23 protein-coding genes are annotated in these 19,062 nt (G+C 63.4%); 16 read left to right on the plus strand and 7 right to left on the minus strand.

What is annotated here, in order from left to right:
- Nucleotides 1-1,071, plus strand: a complete 1,071-nt coding sequence (locus tag M3465_RS03085) for a 5-(carboxyamino)imidazole ribonucleotide synthase (protein WP_249500228.1) — start codon at nt 1-3, stop codon at nt 1,069-1,071.
- 25 nt (nt 1,072-1,096) lie between these two features.
- On the opposite strand, the gene M3465_RS03090 is transcribed toward M3465_RS03085, so the two are convergent.
- The 5 genes from M3465_RS03090 to M3465_RS03110 form a co-directional block, all read right to left on the minus strand.
- Nucleotides 1,097-2,242 (minus strand): alpha-D-ribose 1-methylphosphonate 5-triphosphate diphosphatase, encoded by a 1,146-nt coding sequence (locus M3465_RS03090; RefSeq protein ID WP_249500229.1) that lies wholly within the window; start codon nt 2,240-2,242, stop codon nt 1,097-1,099.
- Complete coding sequence (locus M3465_RS03095) at nt 2,232-3,011, minus strand: esterase/lipase family protein (RefSeq protein ID WP_249500855.1); 780 nt, start codon at nt 3,009-3,011, stop codon at nt 2,232-2,234. Before M3465_RS03095 ends, M3465_RS03090 begins: the two co-directional genes overlap by 11 nt.
- Nucleotides 3,012-3,118: 107 nt before the next feature.
- On the minus strand, nt 3,119-4,762 hold the full coding sequence (gene groL / locus M3465_RS03100) for a chaperonin GroEL (protein WP_249500230.1): 1,644 nt from the start codon (nt 4,760-4,762) through the stop codon (nt 3,119-3,121).
- Nucleotides 4,763-4,816: 54 nt separating this feature from the next.
- Nucleotides 4,817-5,128 carry a co-chaperone GroES gene (locus tag M3465_RS03105; protein WP_249500231.1) on the minus strand — a complete coding sequence of 104 codons (312 nt, stop codon included), beginning with the start codon at nt 5,126-5,128 and terminating at the stop codon, nt 4,817-4,819.
- Between the two features lie 161 nt (nt 5,129-5,289).
- Nucleotides 5,290-5,955 (minus strand): DUF2161 domain-containing phosphodiesterase, encoded by a 666-nt coding sequence (locus M3465_RS03110; RefSeq protein WP_249500232.1) that lies wholly within the window; start codon nt 5,953-5,955, stop codon nt 5,290-5,292.
- An 82-nt stretch (nt 5,956-6,037) separates the two neighbouring features.
- Between M3465_RS03110 and M3465_RS03115 the strand changes: the two genes are divergently transcribed.
- The gene (locus tag M3465_RS03115; protein ID WP_249500233.1) at nt 6,038-7,027 is read left to right on the plus strand and encodes a TraB/GumN family protein; all 990 of its coding nucleotides are present in this window, start codon (nt 6,038-6,040) and stop codon (nt 7,025-7,027) included.
- Here M3465_RS03115 and M3465_RS03120 read toward each other — a convergent pair.
- Both M3465_RS03120 and M3465_RS03125 read right to left on the minus strand, forming a co-directional pair.
- The gene (locus tag M3465_RS03120; protein ID WP_249500234.1) at nt 7,016-7,939 is read right to left on the minus strand and encodes a DMT family transporter; all 924 of its coding nucleotides are present in this window, start codon (nt 7,937-7,939) and stop codon (nt 7,016-7,018) included. The genes M3465_RS03115 and M3465_RS03120 overlap by 12 nt on opposite strands.
- 1 nt (nt 7,940) lies before the next feature.
- The gene (locus tag M3465_RS03125; RefSeq protein ID WP_249500235.1) at nt 7,941-8,828 is read right to left on the minus strand and encodes a LysR family transcriptional regulator; all 888 of its coding nucleotides are present in this window, start codon (nt 8,826-8,828) and stop codon (nt 7,941-7,943) included.
- A gap of 324 nt (nt 8,829-9,152) precedes the next feature.
- Here M3465_RS03125 and ffh point away from each other — a divergent pair, with 324 nt between their 5' ends.
- The 14 genes from ffh to M3465_RS03195 all read left to right on the plus strand — a co-directional run bounded on the left by ffh (nt 9,153) and on the right by M3465_RS03195 (nt 18,929).
- On the plus strand, nt 9,153-10,649 hold the full coding sequence (gene ffh, locus M3465_RS03130; RefSeq protein WP_249500236.1) for a signal recognition particle protein: 1,497 nt from the start codon (nt 9,153-9,155) through the stop codon (nt 10,647-10,649).
- Nucleotides 10,650-10,732: 83 nt separating this feature from the next.
- On the plus strand, nt 10,733-11,269 hold the full coding sequence (locus M3465_RS03135) for a GNAT family N-acetyltransferase (RefSeq protein ID WP_249500237.1): 537 nt from the start codon (nt 10,733-10,735) through the stop codon (nt 11,267-11,269).
- 64 nt (nt 11,270-11,333) lie between these two features.
- On the plus strand, nt 11,334-11,858 hold the full coding sequence (locus tag M3465_RS03140) for a GNAT family N-acetyltransferase (RefSeq protein ID WP_249500238.1): 525 nt from the start codon (nt 11,334-11,336) through the stop codon (nt 11,856-11,858).
- Nucleotides 11,858-12,463 carry a GNAT family N-acetyltransferase gene (locus M3465_RS03145; protein WP_249500239.1) on the plus strand — a complete coding sequence of 202 codons (606 nt, stop codon included), beginning with the start codon at nt 11,858-11,860 and terminating at the stop codon, nt 12,461-12,463. The genes M3465_RS03140 and M3465_RS03145 overlap by 1 nt, the downstream gene beginning before the upstream one ends.
- Nucleotides 12,456-12,764, plus strand: a complete 309-nt coding sequence (locus M3465_RS03150) for a chorismate mutase (protein ID WP_249500240.1) — start codon at nt 12,456-12,458, stop codon at nt 12,762-12,764. Before M3465_RS03145 ends, M3465_RS03150 begins: the two co-directional genes overlap by 8 nt.
- A gap of 39 nt (nt 12,765-12,803) precedes the next feature.
- Complete coding sequence (gene rpsP, locus M3465_RS03155; RefSeq protein ID WP_249500241.1) at nt 12,804-13,181, plus strand: 30S ribosomal protein S16; 378 nt, start codon at nt 12,804-12,806, stop codon at nt 13,179-13,181.
- 206 nt (nt 13,182-13,387) lie between these two features.
- Nucleotides 13,388-14,209, plus strand: coding sequence for a MipA/OmpV family protein (locus M3465_RS03160; RefSeq protein WP_249500242.1), 822 nt, complete (start codon nt 13,388-13,390; stop codon nt 14,207-14,209).
- Nucleotides 14,210-14,278: 69 nt separating this feature from the next.
- A complete protein-coding gene (gene rimM / locus M3465_RS03165; protein WP_249500243.1) occupies nt 14,279-14,785 on the plus strand; it encodes a ribosome maturation factor RimM in 507 nt (168 codons plus the stop codon).
- The gene (locus M3465_RS03170) at nt 14,782-15,579 is read left to right on the plus strand and encodes a hypothetical protein (RefSeq protein ID WP_249500244.1); all 798 of its coding nucleotides are present in this window, start codon (nt 14,782-14,784) and stop codon (nt 15,577-15,579) included. Before rimM ends, M3465_RS03170 begins: the two co-directional genes overlap by 4 nt.
- 174 nt (nt 15,580-15,753) lie before the next feature.
- Nucleotides 15,754-16,218: a hypothetical protein gene (locus tag M3465_RS03175; RefSeq protein ID WP_249500245.1), complete on the plus strand. Its 465-nt coding sequence runs from the start codon at nt 15,754-15,756 to the stop codon at nt 16,216-16,218.
- Between the two features lie 58 nt (nt 16,219-16,276).
- Nucleotides 16,277-17,077, plus strand: a complete 801-nt coding sequence (trmD, locus tag M3465_RS03180) for a tRNA (guanosine(37)-N1)-methyltransferase TrmD (protein WP_249500246.1) — start codon at nt 16,277-16,279, stop codon at nt 17,075-17,077.
- Between the two features lie 259 nt (nt 17,078-17,336).
- Entirely contained in the window at nt 17,337-17,720 is a 384-nt protein-coding gene (gene rplS / locus M3465_RS03185; RefSeq protein WP_249500247.1) for a 50S ribosomal protein L19, read from the plus strand.
- A gap of 11 nt (nt 17,721-17,731) precedes the next feature.
- A complete protein-coding gene (gene rpmE, locus M3465_RS03190) occupies nt 17,732-17,953 on the plus strand; it encodes a 50S ribosomal protein L31 (protein ID WP_249500248.1) in 222 nt (73 codons plus the stop codon).
- 166 nt (nt 17,954-18,119) lie between these two features.
- Nucleotides 18,120-18,929 carry a division plane positioning ATPase MipZ gene (locus tag M3465_RS03195; RefSeq protein ID WP_249500249.1) on the plus strand — a complete coding sequence of 270 codons (810 nt, stop codon included), beginning with the start codon at nt 18,120-18,122 and terminating at the stop codon, nt 18,927-18,929.
- Nucleotides 18,930-19,062: the final 133 nt, after the last annotated feature.

Below are 19,062 nucleotides of genomic sequence, written 5' to 3' on the forward strand. Positions count from 1 at the left end.
ATGACCTCTCCGCTCTCCCAAGGTTCGATCATCGGCATCATCGGCGGCGGCCAGCTGGGCCGGATGCTTTCGGTCGCGGCCAGCCAGCTCGGCTTTACCTGTCACATTTTCGAACCCGGCGCCGCCCCACCCGCAGGGCATGTGGCCCATCAGGTCACGACCGCGTCCTATGACGACGAAGCGGCGCTGCGCGCTTTTGGCAACGCTGTGGACGTCATCACCTACGAGTTCGAGAACATACCGACCGAAGCGCTGGATATCCTGCAGGAATTCGCCCCGATCCACCCGGGCCGCGAGGCGCTGCGGACCAGCCAGGATCGCTTGACCGAAAAGACATTCCTGCGCGATCTCGGCCTGCGAACCGCGCCCTTTGCCGATATCACGGATGCCCGAAGCCTAAAGGCCGCGCTGGCCGAGATCGGCACGCCCTCGATCCTCAAGACGCGCCGCTTCGGCTATGACGGCAAGGGCCAGGCCCGGATCGACAGCCCCGATGCAGCAAGCGCCGCGCTGGACGCCCTCGAAGGCGCGCCCGCGATCCTCGAAGGGTTCGTCGATTTCTCGCACGAGGTTTCCGTCATCGCAGCGCGCGGCGCCGATGGCGCCATCGCGGCATTCGATCCGGGAGAGAACCTGCACAAGCACGGCATTTTGAGAACCACGACCGTCCCGGCCCGCATGTCACAGGCGCAGCGCACCGATGCGGTCCTGATCGCCGCGAAAATCGCCAATGCGCTCAACTATGTCGGGGTTCTCGGGGTCGAGCTTTTCGTGACCCCCGATGCGCTCATCGTGAACGAATTCGCGCCGCGCGTGCATAATTCGGGACACTGGACGCAGAACGGCTGCGCTGTCGATCAATTCGAACAGCATATCCGTGCCATTGCCGGATGGCCGCTCGGGGACGGGCAACGCCATGTCGACGTCACCATGGAAAACCTCATCGGGGATGACATGAACCGCGTCCCCGAACTGGCCCGATCCGCCGATTGCGCATTGCATCTTTACGGCAAGTCCGAAGTCAAACCCGGTCGCAAGATGGGCCACGTCAACTTCATCAAGCGGTCCTGATCTTCTTCTCGTCCCAAATACTCGATCACCCGAAAAACCGCTGCGCGATCACGCCGGACATATAGGCGATCTCGCCCGCCACGATCGTCGCGGCAACCCGCCCCGACGCCCGGTCGAGAATGACCATATCGGCGCGCAGTCCTTCGCGCAGCGCGCCGCGGTCATTGAGCCCCAGGAGCCGCGCCGGACCGCTCGACACCATGCCCCAGGCCTGCGGAAGCGGCGCGATGCCCAGCTCTTCGAGCCGGAAGGCCGCGCGCAGGGGCGACGGGTAATGGTAATCCGACGCCAGGGCGTCGCAGAGCCCCGCATGGGCCAATTCGGCAGCGGCGATATTGCCGGCGTGGCTTGCCCCGCGCACGATATTGGGCGCGCCGAGCACGATATGCGCGCCCGCCGCGCGGGCCGCCTCCGCCGCCTCGCGCGTTTCGGGAAACTCGCTCACCTGTGCGCCCCGCCGATCCCAGATCGCGCGATCCGCAGCCGTCCGGTCATCGTGACTCCCGATCACCACGCCGCGCGCGTGGAGTTCCGTGCAGAGCGCATCGAGCGCCGCAGGCACCTCCGCGGAGCGGTCGTGCAAACCCTGCATCAAGGCCAGATGCGCCTCCGGATTGCGTCCGCTCTTGAGCGCCTGCCCGACGAGTCTGGCCGGTTTACGCCCCTCGGAGAGGCGCTGGTGCGGCAGATGGTCATTGAAGACGACAAACCCGATCCCGAACCGGTCAATCGCCGCCAGCGCACGGGCGAAATCGTCCAGAAGATGCGTTTCAAGCCTCAGCTGCAGACGCAAATCGACAGGAAGGCTCTCCTTGACCGAACAGACGCTTTCGAACACATGCTCGGCGAAATCGGGTCCGCGCATCCCGCCTTCCCAGCTGTAGAACTGCGCCAGAACAGCCGTTGTGATACCGTTCGCGGCAAGCTCCGCCGCCGCCGCGATAACGCCGCGTTCGGCTTCACGCAGCGCACCCCGCCGGGGTGCCATATGCCGCTCGAACCCGTCGCCATGCGCATCGACGATGCCCGGCAGGATATCGTATCCCGACAGATCGATCTCGCGTCCGAAGCCATCGTCGCAAAGCACACCGCCCGCCATCGCGAGCGGCGCGTCGCTCCAGCCTTCCGGTCGCAATACGCGCGCCCGCGCCAGGCGGCAATCATTCGGCATCGGATGGCTCAGGGCAAACACCGAAGACGCAGAGAAGCTCGTCCGTGTTGATCGATTTCGTCCAGTCGAGTCCCGGAACGAACCTGCCGTGTTTCAGAAATTCGACGGTCTGGGCGATCACGGTGGGGGATTGCATGATGAATGTATGCGTCACCGGTACCGTCAGATGCGCTTTCATGCCTTTGACATAGGTCGATTTGACCGAAACCTTGCCGTCATCCTCGCCGGGAATGAGATTGGAAAAGAACGGGTTGAGCGATTGCGAGCCCGCGATCACGCCCAGTTCGAAATCCACCGGGGGCAGCGAGCGCGGCAAGCTCTCCTTCGAGGTGCCGAGTTGCAAACCGGCAGGCCCGTTCAGCCATTCGAAAAGCTCCAGCCCGCCAAGCTCGTCCACAAGCTCGCTGCCCTGGTTCGGCGGAGCGAGCATCACCACACGCCCCAGATTGCCGGGACGGTGGTCCTTGAGCCAGTAGCGCAGCAGGATGCCGCCCATGGAATGGGTGACGAAATGCACGCGATCCCCCCCGCATTGCGCGATAGCGCTGGGCAAGGTGCGCTCGGTCAGCGTCTGGATGCGTGCGGTGGTCGAAGGATAGCCGGGCGCGAAAACGCGATATCCCTTGGCTTCCAGCACGGATTGCATCACCGCGAAGGACGCTTCGGTGCGCGCCAGCCCATGCAGCAGGATGACACATTCCGCCCGCGCCGCCGAAGCAGCGGCCGTCAGGAATAGGGCGCATAGCAAACTGGTAAAGACCCGGATCATGCGGCTGAGATACGTGCTCCGCCGGCGATAGGAAAGGGCCGCGGACATGACAAAGGCGCCCGTGGGCGCCTTTGTGCGAAGTTTGCTTCTGCGTGGCAGAGGCGTGATTACATCATGCCGCCCATGCCGCCCATGTCGGGCATGCCGCCACCGGCGCCTGCGCCTTCTTTCTGCGGCTTGTCGGCAACCATGGCTTCGGTCGTGATCAGCAGGCCGGCGATGGAGGCTGCATCCTCCAGCGCGGTGCGGACCACTTTGGCCGGATCGATCACGCCGAACTTGAACATGTCGCCATATTCATCGGTCTGCGCGTTGTAGCCGAACTTGAGGTCTTCGCTTTCGCGGATCTTGCCCGCAACGACGGAACCGTCGACGCCCGCGTTCTCCGCGATCTGGCGCAGCGGTGCTTCCAGCGCCTTGCGCACGATGGCGATACCGGCGTTCTGATCGCTGTTCTCGCCCTGAAGATCGGCAAGCTTCTTGGCTGCCTGAACCAGAGCGACACCGCCACCGACGACGATCCCTTCCTGAACGGCCGCGCGGGTTGCGTTCAGCGCATCATCGACGCGGTCCTTGCGTTCCTTGACTTCGACCTCGGTCATGCCGCCAACGCGGATGACGGCAACGCCGCCCGCGAGTTTCGCAACACGCTCCTGCAGCTTCTCGCGGTCATAGTCGGAGGTCGTCTCTTCGATCTGGTTGCGGATCTGGGCAACGCGCGCCTCGATCTCGGACTTCTCGCCAGCGCCATCGACGATGGTGGTCTCATCCTTGGTGATCGACACTTTCTTGGCCGAACCCAGCATGTCCATCGTGACGTTTTCGAGCTTCATGCCGAGGTCTTCGGAGATGACCTGACCGCCGGTGAGGATCGCGATGTCCTGCAGCATGGCCTTGCGGCGATCGCCGAAGCCCGGTGCCTTGACCGCCGCGATCTTCAGACCGCCGCGCAGCTTGTTGACCACGAGGGTCGCCAGCGCTTCGCCTTCGACATCTTCGGCGATGATGAGCAGCGGCTTTTGCGACTGGATCACCTGCTCGAGCAGCGGAACCATCGGCTGGAGGCTCGACAGCTTCTTCTCGTGCAGCAGGATGATGCAATCATCGAGCTCCGCGACCATCTTGTCGGAATTGGTCACGAAATAGGGGCTGAGATAGCCGCGGTCGAACTGCATGCCTTCGACGACGTCGGTTTCGGTCTCCAGACCCTTGTTTTCCTCGACGGTGATGACACCCTCGTTGCCGACCTTCTGCATCGCATCCGCGATCTGGCGGCCGATCTCGGCTTCGCCATTGGCGGAAATGGTGCCGACCTGCGCAACCTCGTCGCTATCCTCGACAGGACGTGCGGCGGCCTTGATCGCCTCGACGACCTTGGAGGTCGCCAAATCGATGCCGCGCTTGAGGTCCATCGGGTTCATGCCGGCGGCAACCGACTTGAGGCCTTCGCGCACGATGGATTGTGCCAGAACGGTGGCGGTGGTGGTGCCGTCGCCGGCCTCGTCATTGGTGCGGGAAGCGACTTCCTTCACCATCTGCGCGCCCATGTTCTCGAACTTGTCCTCGAGTTCGATTTCCTTGGCCACGGACACACCGTCCTTGGTGATGCGCGGTGCGCCGAAGGATTTGTCGAGTACGACGTTGCGGCCCTTGGGGCCGAGCGTCACCTTGACCGCATCGGCCAGGACGTTGACGCCCTTGAGCATACGATTGCGGGCATCTGTATCGAATTTTACGTCTTTTGCAGACATCTCAGAAATCTCCGTTGATTAACCAGAGTTGGTGTTCGCGATCACGCGAGGCGTTCAGGCGGCTTTCGCCGCTGCGCCATCGGTGATGATGCCAAGGATGTCCGACTCCTTCATGATGAGGAGTTCCTCGCCATCGATCGTCACTTCCGTGCCCGACCACTTGCCGAAGAGGATCTTGTCGCCTTCCGCGACATCCATCTTGATCCGATCGCCGTCTTCGTCACGAGCGCCTGCGCCACACGCGACAACCACGCCTTCTGCCGGCTTTTCCTTGGCGCTATCGGGAATGATCAGGCCACCAGCAGTTTTTTCGTCGCTTTCAACGCGACGGACCAGCACGCGGTCATGAAGCGGTTTGAATGCCATCTTCGAGTCTCCTTACTCAAAGTTTCCATCAGAGCCCCTCGCTCTTCAAAGGGCTGTTATCACTCCATCGATCAGAGTGCTAACGGCGCATAGCTAGGGACGCTGTCGAAACGAGTCAACACCGCCGATCAAGATTTTTAGGCTCAGTTCGACACACCGTGTCAGCCGAGCGCATCGCCCCAATCTGCAAGCCCGCGACGACCTTTTTCGGATAGCGCGTAGACACCGGTTTTTACCTTGTCGAACCATCCATAGTGGTTATCGCGCATCAGCGTGGTGGCCTTGGCGACCCCGGTCGCCCGCGCGACATCGGCGCCTTTCTGCGCGCCGGCAACGGCCAGATGACGCGCGCAGCGCAGCGCGTCCTGACGATAGGCGGTGACGATGCCGTGCCGCGTCGCGCCGCCATCGTTGGGATCGCCCTCAAGGCGGTCGAACTCGCGCAAAAGCTTGGCGCGCCTTTGGACATTGCGACGGGGCGCATATGGCCCCGGATCGCATTGCGCCTCGACCGCGCCATCGGAGCGCACGGTGAGGAATCCCAGCGACAAACGACGGCACAGCGCGACATTCTCCCGAAGTGCGCGCCGGCCGGTCCGGCCCGTGGGCTTGGGCACCGCGATATAGACCAGATCGCTCACCGCCATCCGCGCGACGGCCTGATGGTAGAGCGACAGGCTCAGCCGCAGTTTCATCTCTACGATCAGGGGATCTTCCTTCCCCCGCCGCGCAACCAGATCGGCGGCACCGACCTCTCCCTTGACGGTATAGCCTTGCGCTTCGAGAAAGGCTTTTAACGGAGGATAGAGATCGGTTTCGCGCTTCATCGCCTATCAATGCGCGAGCCGGTTGCCGCTGGCAAGCGCAGCGCCTAGCTTGATGATACCGACCATCTGAAGGAAACCGACAATGCCGCTCCGCCTTCTCGCGCTCGTGCTGAGCCTCGCCTTCGGGCAAACGGCCATCGCCGCCTGCAGCGGCACGGATCTGCGCACCACCTTGAGCGCGGATGAGCAGGAAAGGATCGATGATGCTGTCGCCGAAGCTCCTTACGCCTCCGGCAATCATTGGCGCGCCACCCGTGATGATGCGGTCCTTCACCTCATTGGAACGATGCATCTTGCCGATCCGCGCCTCTCTGACCCGCTCGAGCGGTTGCGCCCGGTGATCGAAAGCGCCGATCTGCTCCTTCTCGAAATGCCGCAGAAAGACGAGGACGCGCTGCAAGAGCGACTGTCGAGCGAACCGGGCCTTTTGCTCATGCAGGACACCAGCCTTCCCGAATTGCTGGACGAGGATCAGTGGGCGCAAATGTCGGATGCGCTATCGGCGCGCGGCGTTCCACCCTTTATGGGATCGCGGTTCCAGCCGTGGTATGTATCGGTCTTGCTGGCGATCCCACCCTGCGCCGCATCCCCCGATCTTGCCGAGGGCGGGTTGGACGCCCGGATCGAGGACATCGCGCAAGACGCGGGCGTTCCGCGTGCCGCTCTCGAAGACGCCGAGACGATCTTTGCCGCTTTCGCCGATCAGCCACGCGAGATGCAAGTGGAGATGATGCTCTCGGCGCTTGTCGAACCACAGGTCAGCGAGGATCTCTTCGCCACCCTGCTCGCCAGCTATTTCGACGAGCGCCCCGCCGAAGGCTGGGCCGTTTCCGCCGTTCTGGCCGAACGCTACAGCCCGATCGAGCCGGACCTCGCGCGCGCGATATTCGCCACGCTTGAACAGGAACTCCTGATCGATCGCAACCGCGCATGGATTCCCGTCCTGACCGAAGCGGCAGACCGTCACGATACCGTCGTGGCGGCCTTCGGTGCCGCGCATCTGCCCGGCGAAACCGGCGTTCTAGCCCTGCTGGAAGCCGAAGGGTTCACGCTCGAACGCCTACCCTTCTGATGCCGAACGCGCATGTTCTCGCCCGCGAACCGCGCTGTCCTGCTTGAGAAGGAGCCCCAGCGCCACGATGGTCATACCGACCCCGATCAGGCTCAGCGCGGGCGGCAATGGCCGGCCCAGCGCCGCCTCCCAGAGGATGACCCAGCTGGGCGTGAGATAGGTATAGGCCATCACTTTCGCCGCCGGGATCCGCAGACTGGCATATTGCAGCAGCAGAAAGGTCGCCGCACTGGCGAAAACCGCTGTGTAGGCTATGGCGACCCAGACGACCCCCGGCAGCGCCGCCCAATCGGTTGCCACAAGCGCCGGACCGCCCGCCAGCAACAACAGCACCGAACCGGCAACAAGCGTGCCGAAGGTGAACACCGCCGGACGCTCGCCCCGGTTCAACCGGGCAACCAATGGCGTGTAGATCGCATGGCCGAAACAGCCGACGAAAAAGATCGCCTCCCCGCGCCCGATCTCGAAGGCACGCAGCGCCGCGAGATCGGCGCGAAAGATCACCCAAAGCGCGCCAAGCGCCCCGATGCAAAGCGCAAGCGCCATGCGCCGCGTGAGAACCTGCCTCAGCAACAGCCAACCGAACCCCGCCGCCATGAGCGGCGTCAGCGTGAAGACCGCCGACATCGACACCGGCGCACCGGTCTTGAGCCCCTCGAACATCAGCACGAAATACGCGCAGAAGAACAGCGCCAGCAGCAGGTATCGCCAGGGCGCCCGGAAGGCCGCCGGGGTCATGCCCCCGGTCGCCATCACCAAGGCGAACATCAGCGTGGCCGCAATCACGAAACGCACAGCGTTGAGCGCTTCGGGCGCGATATGCGGCGCCGCCATCGACCCGAGCGAGAACGATCCGGCTACAAGAGCCGAGAATGTCAGCATCGCCAGATGCCCGCGCCCCGCCTCGGTCATGTCAGTCGCCCCTTCCGCCCGCGCGCTGCGCCGCGTCCTTGAGATGCGCAACGAAGGCCTGCACCTTGGCGGTGCGGTGCAGATCGACATGCGTGACGATCCAGAGCTGCGGCGACCACTCCTCAAGCGCCGGGATGACCTCCGTCAGGGTCGAATCCGCCTTGCCCCGATGCCGCGCGACGAAACCGATCCCCGCGCCTTCGCGCACCGCATGCAGCATGCTGCCGGTTTCAGTCGTGCGAAACACGATGCGATCCAAAGGCACATTGCGCCTAAGCCATTGCTGGAACGGCGCACGCGGCGCATCGTTCGCGCTTCCGACGAAAAAATGATCCGCGAAGTCCGACAGGCTCCCGGGCAGACCGTGGCGCGCGATATAGCCATTCGATGCGTATAGCCCGATGTCCAGCTTCATCAGCGGCTGAACGATATTGTCCGGCTCCTGCGGCGCGGCCCCGGCGCGGATCGCGACATGCGCTTCGCCGTATTCCAGCCGGAAAAGCCGCTGATCCGTGAGATAGCGCACCGTCAATCCGGCATGGCGCGTCTGGAAATCCACCAGAACAGGAACAACGAAATCCGAAAGCTCGACAATCGAGGTAACGAGCAGATCCCCGCTGACATCCGCACCGCGCCCTTTGATTCGCCCCGCCAACTGCTGAAGCTGATCCTCGGTAGCCTGCGCGACGCGTGCCAGATCCTGCCCGGATTCGGTCGGCGTGTATCCGCGCGGGTGCCGTTGAAACAGCTTGACACCGAGCCGTGTCTCCAACGCGTCGATATGCCGGATCACGGTGGCATGATGCACGCCCAGTACCTCTGCCGCGCCACTGACAGTTCCCAATCGCGCCACCTGATATGCGGTGCGAACCTCGTCCCAATGTTCCATCTCGCCTCCGCGCGCCATCTGACAACCGATCCGCAGTCACGCCTATTTCCCGCAAAACCTCAAGACGCGGCGATCCGAAACCGCTTGACGGGTGACAGGCGCGCCTTGACTCCGCGCACGCTTTGCTTCTAAACCTCGCCGCAACCCCGGAAAGTGTCGCTTTCCGGTCCCTTGGCCTTTGCGCCGGGATCGCCCTCCACCAGCGCGTTGCGCCCGTGGGGGCGCTACCTGCTTGGCCGCGCCCATTGGGGCAGTTGACGTTTGGCATATCTGCCGCCGGTCCTTACATCAGGGCCAGTTCCGCGGCAAAGGAGGCGAAAGCCCATGTTCGAAAATCTATCCGACCGTCTAGGCAGCGTCTTCGACCGGCTGACGAAACAGGGCGCCCTCTCCGAAGACGATGTGAAAACGGCACTGCGGGAGGTGCGCGTCGCACTTCTCGAAGCCGACGTGTCGCTCCCCGTCGCGCGTGATTTCGTCAAGGCGGTGCAGGCCAAGGCCACCGGTCAGGCCGTTACCAAATCCGTCACGCCGGGCCAGCAGGTCGTCAAGATCGTGCATGATGAGTTGAAACACGTCCTGACCGGCGACGAGGACCCCGGCAAGCTCAAGATCGACAACCCGCCTGCGCCGATCCTCATGGTCGGCCTGCAGGGCGGCGGCAAGACGACCACCACGGCCAAGATCGCCAAGCGCCTGAAAGAGCGCGAGGGCAAGAAGGTGCTGATGGCATCCTTGGACGTCAACCGCCCCGCCGCGATGGAGCAGCTTGCGATCCTCGGCACGCAGATCGGTGTCGATACCCTGCCCATCGTCAAGGGCGAAGACCCGGTGGCCATCGCCAAGCGCGCCAAGACGCAGGCGAGCCTTGGCGGCTACGATGTCTACATGCTCGACACCGCCGGCCGGCTCTCCATCGACGAGGAGTTGATGGCGCAGGTCGAAGCGGTGCGCGACGTGGCAAACCCGCGCGAGACGCTTCTGGTGGTCGATGGTCTGACCGGCCAAGACGCCGTGCTCACAGCGGAGAACTTCGACGACCGCATCGGCATCACCGGCGTCGTCCTCACCCGTATGGACGGCGACGGGCGCGGCGGCGCGGCCCTTTCCATGCGCGCGGTCACGGGCAAACCGATCCGCTTCGTCGGTCTCGGCGAAAAGATGGACGCGCTCGAAACCTTCGAGCCTGACCGCATCGCCGGCCGCATCCTCGGCATGGGCGACATCGTCGCGCTGGTGGAAAAGGCGCAGCAGACGCTTGAGGTCGAACAGGCCGAGCGCATGATGAAGCGCTTCCAGAAGGGTCAGTTCAACATGAACGACCTCAAGATGCAGCTCGAACAGATGATGAAGATGGGCGGCATGGAAGGCATGATGGCGATGATGCCCGGCGCGGCCAAGATGCAGAAACAGATGGACGGCGCCGGCATCGACGACAAGATGATCCGCCAGCAGATCGCCCTGATCCAGTCGATGACCAAACGCGAGCGCGCCAATCCCGCGCTGTTGCAGGCCAGTCGCAAGAAACGCATCGCGAAGGGTGCCGGAATGGAGGTCAGCGACCTCAACAAGCTGCTCAAGATGCAGCGCCAGATGTCCGACGTGATGAAAAAGATGGGCAAGATGGGCAAGGGCGGCATGCTCAAACAGGCCATGAAGGGGATGTTCGGCAAGGGCGGCAGCCCCGAAGACATGATGAACCAGATGGACCCGAAAGCGCTGGAACAGGCGGCCAAGGCGATGGGCGCAAAGGGCGGCCTTCCCGGCCTTGGCGGCGGCGCGTTGCCGCCCGGATTGTCCGGTTTCGGGAAGAAGAAATGATGGTCTCTCTTCTTCAAAAATACTCGAACGCAGCACCTGCCACCGGCTCCCGCGCCGGCAACCTGGACTGAACGCCCGACCGAATGGCCGATGCCCCCATCATAAACACGTCCCGACTGACGCTGCGGCCGCATATCGCCAGCGACCTCGACACGCTGTGCGATCTGTTCGCAACCGAGCACGCGCGCTTCATCGGCGGGCCTTTGGGCCGCAAAGAGGCGTGGCGCCTTCTCGCGTCCGAAGTCGCGATGTGGGAGCTGATGGGCCACGGCGCCTGGGGCATCGAAGGGGCGGACGGCGCGTTTCTCGGTCAGATCGGGCTGCTCAAGCCGCCGCATTTCAGGGAAGTCGAGATCGGCTGGACGCTTCTGCCCGAAGCCGAGGGCCACGGCTACGCGTTCGAAGCCGCCTCTGCCGCGCTCGGCTGGGCGTGGGAAAACGGCTTCGAAACCCTCGTGAGCTATATCCACCCCGGCAACGCGCGCTCGATCGCGCTTGCCGAGCGTCTGGGTGCGGTGCATGATCCGCGAGCCGAACGCCCGGAGGGAGAGACTGCAAGCGAAACGTGCGTCTACCGGCACAGCCCCGATACCGATGGCAGCCCGGAGGCTTATGCATGACCTTCCGCGCAACGCTCCAAGCGCCGTCGAAGGCGCTTGCAAGCCTTTTCGAAAAGGCTTGCCCATGACCCTGACTGACGCGCCCCGGCTGGAAACCGAACGGCTCATCCTGCGCGGCCCCGAAAAGGCCGATGCGGAGCCGATGATCGCGTTCCTCATGGATCCCGAACGCTCGAAAGGATTCGGGGGATACACGGCCCGCCCGGATGCCTGGCGCTGGTTCGCGCTCAATGTCGGTCACTGGCATTGGCACGGCTATGGCTATTTCACCATTCAGGACAAGGCGAGCGGCGCACCGGCGGGGATCAGCGGTATCTGGAACCCCGAAGGCTGGCCGGAGCCTGAAATCGGCTGGGTGGTGTTTAACGGGTTCGAGGGCAAGGGCATCGCCTACGAGGCGGCGCTTCGGGCGCGGCGATGGGCTTATGACGATCTGGGGTTCACGACGCTCACCTCGAACATCGTTCCGGGCAATACGCGGTCCGTCCGGCTCGCCGAACGCATGGGCGCGCGCTTTGAGCGCACCTATCGCAATCCGACCATGGGCGAGGACATGCTCTATCGTCATCCCGGCCCGGAGGCGCTCTGATGGGACATCGCGACATTCCCGTTCTCGAAACCGCACGGCTCCGGCTTCGTGCGCCGGAGCCGGAGGATTACCCCGATTTCAAGGCCACCTTCGCCTCCTATCGATCGCGCTTCATGGGCGGGCCACTCAACGCATACGAGACATGGATGCTCTACGCCGCCGAGATCGGACATTGGGAAATCCGCGGATTCGGCATGTGGATGATCCACCTGCGCGAGAGCGATGAAACCGTCGGCATGGCCGGCGGCTGGGCGCCCGCGAAATGGCCCGAACGCGAGATCGCCTGGATCATCTGGCCGGACAAGGCCGGTCAGGGCTATGCGCTGGAGGCCACCCACCGCGTGCGCCGATATTTCTACGAGGAGAAGGGCTGGGAAACCGCGGTGAGCTATCTCGACCCGAAAAACCTCGACAGTATCCGCCTGGCCGAACGGCTTGGATGCCGGAAGGATCACCAGGCGCTCACCGTCGATGGCAGCGATGTGGTCTACCGCCACCCCGCGCCGGACGCGTTGCGCGGCACGCAGCTCGCGCATGGCATCGACATGGAAATCGCCCATTACCGCGACCCCCTGTTCAAACCGAAAGGCTGGGCCATTGACTGAAACGACCGCCACCGCTGCGGCGCGCGCCGCCGAGCTGCTCAAGACGCATCGCGACAGCATCGACCGGCTGGATGCCATTTTGGTGTTCACCCTTGCCGAACGGTTCAAGCACACCCAGGCCGTGGGCGCGCTCAAGGCGCAGCACGACCTTCCGCCCTCGGACCCCGCGCGCGAAGCCAGCCAGATCGCGCGGCTCGAAGAGCTTGCGGCGCAGGCCGATCTCGACCCTGCGTTCGCCAAGAAATTCCTGAATTTCGTCATTCAGGAAGTCATCCGACACCACAAGCAACACCAATCCTGACGGCATCGCCGTCAAACGCCATTTACAAGGAGAAACCCAATGGCCATCAAAATTCGTCTCGCCCGTGGCGGTTCCAAGAAGCGCCCGCATTACAGCATCGTCGCCGCCGACAGCCGCATGCCGCGCGACGGCCGGTTCATCGAGAAGCTGGGCACCTACAACCCGCTTCTGCCGAAGGACAGCGAGGACCGCGTGAAGATGAATGTCGAGCGCATCCAATACTGGATGAGCCAGGGCGCACAGACCACCGACCGCGTGTCGCGCTTCCTCGAAGCCGCCGGCATCGTCGACAAGAAAACCCGCAGCAACCCCAAGAAAGCCGTCCCCGGCAAGGCCGCCCAGGAACGCGCCGAGGCGAAAGCCGCCAAGTCCGCCGAAGCGTCCGAAAACTCTGGCGATGAGGCGTCCGCGGAATAACCGCATGCCTCATGCGGATGGCCTGCCCACCGGGCCATCCGCACCCATTCGGCGACGAGACCTGCGTTTTCCGTGTCGCGAAGATCGCTGCCCTAGCAAAAACGGCGCCGATACCGGTCGTGCGGGCCTCTGCGCGCTTGACGCAATGTCCAAAGCGCTACATCTGACGGCGAACACCTCTTGCCCTCATGAAGGATTCGCCTCCGATGTTCGCCCGTATCCTCTTCGCATCCCTCGCCGCCGCAGGCTTCGGCACGGCCGCGATTGCCGCCGATCCCTCTCAGGCGCCCGAACCTGTCGCCATCGCGGCACCGGCCCCGGCGGCCCCTGCGCCCTGGCTCGTCTTTACCCTGCGCGGCGGCGTTTTGGCACGGCCGGAATATTTCGGGTCGGACGATTACAAGGCCGGCGCGGATCTCGGGTTCCGGCTGAACCATCTGTCGCTCCGCAACGGGCTGAGCTTCGGCAACCCCGATCCCTGGGCCGATAGCCAGGGGCTCAGCTTCGGCGGCTCGCTGCGCTACATCCAGGAGCGCGACACCAGCGATTTCGATGAGCTCGCCGGTCTCGACGATATCGATGCGACGGTCGAACTTGGTGTGTCCGTCCGCTACGGTCTGGAGAATTTCGCTGCCTTCGGCACGGTCCGCCGCGGCTTTGGCGGACATGAGGGATGGGTCGGCGAGATTGGCGCGGATGTCATCGCACGCCCGTCGGATCGCTGGCGACTCTCCGTCGGCCCGCGGCTGCTCTTCGGGGATGACGAATATTCCGACACCTATTTCGGCGTAACGCCGTCCGAATCGAGCGCGGCGCTCGCGGCCTATGACCCCGATGGCGGTCTCGTCTCCGCAGGTGTCGAATTCGGCGCGCGCTACCAGATCAACGATGTCTGGGGCGTCGAAGGCGCGGTGACATGGGATGCTTTCCAGAACGACGCGCTGGATAGCCCGATCGTCGAGCAGGGTTCCGACGAACAGTGGGGTGCGCGCATCGGTCTTACCCGCGTGTTCAGCATCGGAGGCTGACGCTTCCGATTGCCCTTGGCCGGGCGGGTGGTTTATCCAGTCGGATGAAACGACCGGGAGCATGTAGCGGTGAGCGAGAAAATCTGCGTCGGAGCCATCGCGGGAGCCTTCGGGGTGCGCGGTGAAGTGCGCCTCAAGAGTTTCACCGCCGATCCCAAGGAAATCGCCAGCTATGCGCCGCTCGAAACCTCGGACGGTGCGCGCCGGTTCGATGTGAAGATCACTCGCCAGATCAATAACGGCCTCGCGGCGCGCCTGTCCGGTATCACATCCAAGGAAGAAGCCGACGCGCTGCGCGGAACGCAGCTTTTCGTGCCGCGCGACAGGCTGCCTTCCCTGCCGGATGACGAATTCTATCACGCCGACCTGATCGGCCTGGAGGTCACGGATACCGGCGGCACGCCATTGGGCAAGGTTCTGGCGGTGCTCAACAACGGCGCTGACGATCTTCTTGAAATCAGCGCGCCGGGGCAGAAGCAATCAGTGCTTCTGCCCTTCACGAAATCGGCCGTTCCGACCGTCGATCTGGCACAGAAGAAAATCGTCGCGGATCCGCCGGAGGGGCTCTTTTCGTGACGACGCGGATCGTCATTCACGCAGGATTTCACAAGACCGGAACGACCAGCGTCCAGTCGATGCTTCGCAAAAACGCCGAGGCGCTTTCCCCGCATGTGCGCGTTTTCCTCAAAAGCGCCTTTTCCAAGCTGACAACGCGGGCGCGGGCATTTTCCATCTCGCCAAACGAAAAGACCTTGATGCAGGTCGGCACCGCGGCTTCGGCGTTCTTCAATACTCTAAATATCGATGATCCCCGGCCGGTGCTGATGTGTTCGGAGGATCTTTCGGGTCACATGCCCGGTCGGCACGGCCTCGAATGCTACGACAGCGCCAGTCTCATCATGAAATCCATCGCAGATGCGGCACGCGCCCGGTTCGATGCTCCGGACCTGACGTTCTATTTCTCCGTCCGCGAGCGTGACAGATGGATGCGCAGCACATGGTGGCAAAACCTGCGCAGCACCCGCCTGACGCGGGATCTGGATCAATACAAGGATCAATTCGCCGAAGCCTGTTCGCTTGGCGATATTCTGGCCGAAATCGCGCAGGATGTCGCGCCTGCCTGCGTGTCCTCGCACAGGCTCGAAGACTGCGCCGGCCTGTCACACGGCCCTCTTACACCGCTTCTGGATTTGCTCGACTGCGGTCGGCTGGATCGGGACGCCCTGATTGTTTTGCCGCCCGAGAACGTGCAGCCCGATATGGGGATCGACAGCGTCTTTCTCGCCCTGAATCGCAGTGGGCTGCCCGACAGCGACGTGCGGGATGCGAAACGTAACATTCGCAAGATGGCGCAACGGGCATCCCGCTAAACGGCGATTGCCAAACGAGCGACACAGCACCGCCGCCTTTACGGCTCTATCCGCCTGTATTTTGGAAACAATACTGCGAAGAATTGTTGTGTATATCGTATGATGCGTCGAATCCTCTTGAGTCTGGCGGCTTTTTCTCCCGGCGTGATCGCCATTGCGGTTCAGGAACTGGCCGTGTCCCTCGCGTTCGTCATTTTCGGATTGGTGGGGGCGATCGCCTTGGCGGCCTCCACGGTGGCGATGTCCTCGAAGATGAACACGACCGTCCGAACGGATCGCGCGGCACAGCCCCACTATCCCTCGCTCTTGCTGCGACATGCGCGCGACAGGCTATCGGAGCAAAGTCCGGATCCCGTTGCATGGCGCGCGGGCCTGATCGGCCGTCTTGCGCCCGACGGGACGGATCGAGGCTTCGTCACCCGGGAGGATCAGATCGGAATGATCCTGTCGCAGATCATCGCGCGCTGGAGCGTCACGGACCCCGCCCTTCTGTCAGACGATCAGGTGCGCGAGCTTTGGTTGACGGAGCGGCTGCTCCGTGCCGATCCCGCGCAGGCCGGCGAGCTTGCGACCCTCTTCGTCACGCCCGGCGCCATGCTCGCCATGCGCGATCTGGTGGCCGAACACGCCAGCGCGTGACTGGTCATCGCCGCGGCGAATGGCTAAAGCGTGCACGGGCTGCAAAAGGGCAAGTGCAATGCAAGACACGCCATCTCCATCACGATCGCATGGCCGCAAGTCCATTCGCCCGTCCCTGCGCCCCCGCACGCTGATGGGCGACGCAGAGGAATTGGCAGGCGCATGGAAGGCGCAGGTCATCACGCTCCTGCCGGAGGCTTTTCCCGGCGTTCTGGGCCATTCCCTGACCGGCCGCGCCCTGCAAGACGGTTTGTGGCAGCTCGAAACCATCGCGCTGCGCGAGTTCGGAATCGGCAAGCATCGCAACGTCGATGATACGCCCGCCGGAGGCGGCGCGGGCATGGTGCTGCGCCCCGATGTCATGGCCGCCGCCATCGACCATGCACAAGGCCGCCATGCCCCCGAGGCACCGCTGGTCTATCTCAGCCCGCGCGGGGCGCCCTTCTCGCAGGATATGGCAAAGCGCCTTGCGAATGGGCCAGGCCTGACGCTGATCTGCGGACGGTTCGAAGGCCTCGATCAGCGGGTGATCGATCATTACGACATCACCGAGGTCAGCCTTGGCGACTTTGTCCTCACCGGCGGCGAGATCGCGGCGCAGGCCATGATCGACGCGACGGTGCGGCTGTTGCCCGGTGTGCTGGGCAACGAGACCTCGACCGAAGAGGAGAGCTTTTCCGATGGGCTGCTGGAGCACCCACAATATACCCGCCCGGCAGAATGGCGCGGTGCGGCGATACCCGATGTGCTCATGTCAGGCCATCACGGCAAGATCGCCGAATGGAGGTGCGCCCAGTCCGAAGCCCTGACCCGCACGCGCAGGCCCGATCTTTGGGCCAAGCGCCGCACCGACCAATAGCGAAACGATACCCGGACCGCCCTTTCACTCTTGATCGGACGGCCTCGATCTGGTTTACGGCACCCGTTCCGGGTGTCAGCCCGGTGCGGTGATTCCGTGTGGTCTTCGAACATGGCGCAGTCGCACCCGTCCCGGATAAGGAAAAAGACAAGTCGACCTGATCTCTGGCGGGCGCGGATGCGGACCCGGACGAAGACCAAGAGCTCTGAGGCGCGCACACCTTTGCGGAGCAACCGCAAGCAACTCTAGGAGACCAGCGATGGACCTGATCGCTCAACTCGAGGCGGAACAGATCGCCGAGCTTGGGAAAGACATTCCCGATTTCAAGGCCGGCGACACGATCCGCGTCGGCTACAAAGTGACCGAAGGCACGCGCACCCGTGTGCAGAATTACGAAGGCGTCTGCATCAGCCGCCGTCAGGGTGATGGCATTGCCGGCACGTTCACCGTGCGCAAGATTTCCTTCGGCGAAGGCGTGGAACGTGTGTTCCCGCTCTACTCGACCAATATCGACAGCATCACGGTGGTGCGCCGTGGCCGCGTCCGCCGCGCCAAGCTCTACTACCTCCGTTCGCGTCGCGGCAAATCGGCCCGTATCGCGGAAGACACCACCTACAAGCCCCGCAAGGGCGCAGACGCGTAAGGATTGCCGAGATGAAAAAAGACATCCATCCCGATTATCACGTCATCAACGTCAAGATGACCGACGGCACCGTGGTCCAGATGCGCTCCACCTGGGGCAGCGAGGGCGATCAGCTGTCGCTCGACATCGATCCGTCCGTTCACCCCGCATGGACCGGCGGCGGCGCGCGCCTCATGGATACCGGCGGGCGCGTGTCCAAGTTCAAGAAGAAATACGAAGGGCTTGGCTTCTGATCGGCCACTGCCTCATCAACGAATTCGCAAAACCGCGCCCCTCGGGCGCGGTTTTTTCATGCCGCTGAGTCCCTGCCGCCTCATTCCTGAGCAAATCGCATGCCGCCCCGTTGCAAGCGCCCGCGCAATCGGGTCATAGCAGAGGCAAATTGGGGTGAACGGGCACATGGCACATATCATCGTCGTGGGGAACGAAAAGGGCGGCGCGGGCAAATCGACCGTGTCCATGCATGTCGCGACCGCGCTGTCGCGGATGGGGCATAACGTCGGCACGCTCGATCTCGACCTGCGGCAAAAGACAATGGGCCGCTACATCACCAACCGCCGTAAGATGCTGGAGACGGACAAGCTCGACCTGCCGACGCCGCGCTATATCGAGTTGCCGGAGATCGACCCCGACAGCCTTCAACCTGGCGAGAATATCTACGATCACCGCCTGTCCGCCGCTGTGGCAGCCTTGGAGCCGGGCAGCGATTTCATCCTCATTGATTGCCCCGGCTCGCACACACGGCTAAGCCAGGTCGCCCATTCCCTCGCGGATACGCTGATTACACCGCTCAATGACAGTTTCGTCGATTTCGATCTTCTCGCTCATACCGACGCCAGCGGAGAGCGTATCGAAGGACCGTCCGTCTATTCGGAAATGGTCTGGAACGCGCGGCAATTGCGGGCGCAGGCCGGGCTGCCGCCGATCGACTGGGTGGTTCTGCGCAACCGGCTCGGTGCGCAGCAGATGGTCAACAAGGCGAAGATGGAAAAGGCGCTCGACCGGCTGTCAAAGCGTATCGGGTTTCGCGTCGCGCCCGGCTTCAACGAGCGGGTCATCTTCCGTGAACTCTTCCCGCGCGGACTGACGCTGCTCGATCTGAAGGATATCGGCGTCAAGCAACTCAACATCTCGAATATCGCCGCCCGGCAGGAATTGCGCGACCTCATCAAGGCGTTGCAACTGCCTGGCGTGACCGTGACGTTCTAGACGCGGCCCGAGCATAGCGTGTCCGCCACGTTTGAACGCGGCGTAAAACGCTGGCGGTTCGGAACCGCATTCTCGCGCCCCATATCTTGTGGACAGCTTACGGCCCGCTCCCATATCGAGCGCCAAAAGATTG

The sequence above is a fragment of the Marivita sp. GX14005 genome (assembly GCF_023370775.1).
Lineage (GTDB): Bacteria > Pseudomonadota > Alphaproteobacteria > Rhodobacterales > Rhodobacteraceae > Marivita.